Here is a 1,330-nt window from a genome sequence, read left to right as displayed (position 1 = left end):
CTCGTCTGCTTCGACGACGTCGGCGCGGCGTCGGCGGCCGCGGACCGCGCCCTGGCGGTCCTGCCGGCCGGTGCACCGGTGCGCTCGGCCGTCGAGGCGCTCGCGGCCTGGCACGCCCACGTCGCCGGGCGCGACGCCGACGCGACCGCGCTGGCGGAGCGCGCCCGCGCCGGCCACGTCCAGCTGCCCGCCGCCGGGCTGCCGCTCGTGGACTACCTGCCGCAGGCCGTGCTGGCCCTGCAGGCGGCGGAGCGGGGCGAGCTCGAGGCGGCCGAGCGGCTCGTCGCGTCCGCCGTCGCGGCCCGCGACGACGGCCCGCTGCGCCGCGCCCCGCACGCCCTGCCGGTCGCCTGCGCCCAGGCCCGGGTGGCGACGCTCGCGGGTCGGACCGACGACGCCGTCGCGATCTGCCACGCGGCGCTGGAGCTCGTGCGCGGCTGGCGCGACTCGTCGCTGATGATCCCCGCGGTGCTGCTGGAGCTCGCCCGCGCCCAGGCGGCGGCGAGCGACCTCGACGGCGCGCGCTCCGCGGCCGAGCGCGCCCTGCGCCGCCTGGACGGCGCCCGCGACGCCGGCGGCCTGCCCGTCGCGCTCGAGCGCGTCCTCGTCGGGGTCGGCGGCGCGCGCGGCGCGGGCCTGGCCGGCGTGCCGGGCGTCGAGGAGCTCAGCGCCCGCGAGGTCGGCGTGCTGCGGGCCCTGTCGGGGACGGGCAGCCTGCGCGAGCTCGCCGACAGCCTCTACATCAGCCGCAACACGATCAAGACCCACACCCGCTCGCTCTACGCGAAGCTCGGCGTGGCGTCGCGGGAAGAGGCCGTGCTGCGGGGCCGGGCGCTGGGGCTCCTGCCCGGCGCGTCCCGCGGGAGCGGGCGGTCGTCCGAGGACTTGAACCACCAGGATCCCGGGAGGGAGCGCCCATGAGGCTCGCGGAACGCACCGTGCTCGTCGTCGAGGACCACGAGTTCCAGCGGCGCACGATCCGGCAGATCCTGTCGAACCTGGGTGTCGGCTCGGTCCTCGAGGCCGCGGACGGCGAGGCCGCGCTCGCCCGCCTGCACGAGCTCACCGAGGGCGACGTCCTGGTCTGCGACCTCGACATGCCGGGGATGGACGGCGTCGAGCTCTTGCGGCTCGTCGCCCTGCGCACCGGCGGGCCCTCGATCGTGATCGCCAGCGGGCTCTCGGCCGAGGTCCTGGCCGCCGCCGAGCTGCGGGCGCGGGCCGACGGCCTGACCGTCCTCGGCGCGGTGCGCAAGCCGCTGACCGCCCGGCGGCTCCTGGGCGTCCTGCAGCCGACCTGACGATGGCCCGCCCGGACGCGCCGGCCGCC

At 78.9% G+C, this 1,330-nt stretch carries 2 protein-coding genes; both read left to right on the top strand.

The window, feature by feature from the left end; all coding sequences use genetic code 11:
* Positions 1-921: LuxR C-terminal-related transcriptional regulator (locus AB0L40_RS27860; RefSeq protein ID WP_364362063.1), on the top strand; the 921-nt coding region annotated here is incomplete at its 5' end.
* Positions 918-1,301, top strand: coding sequence for a response regulator (locus AB0L40_RS27855; protein ID WP_364362061.1), 384 nt, complete (start codon positions 918-920; stop codon positions 1,299-1,301). The genes AB0L40_RS27860 and AB0L40_RS27855, both read left to right, overlap by 4 nt.
* The last annotated feature ends 29 nt before the right edge of the window (positions 1,302-1,330 follow it).

It is taken from the genome of Patulibacter sp. NPDC049589 (genome assembly GCF_040675535.1).
Taxonomy (GTDB): Bacteria; Actinomycetota; Thermoleophilia; order Solirubrobacterales; family Solirubrobacteraceae; genus Patulibacter.
The sequence above is the reverse complement of the archived record's forward strand: the minus strand, read 5'-3'. Positions and strand labels throughout refer to the sequence as shown.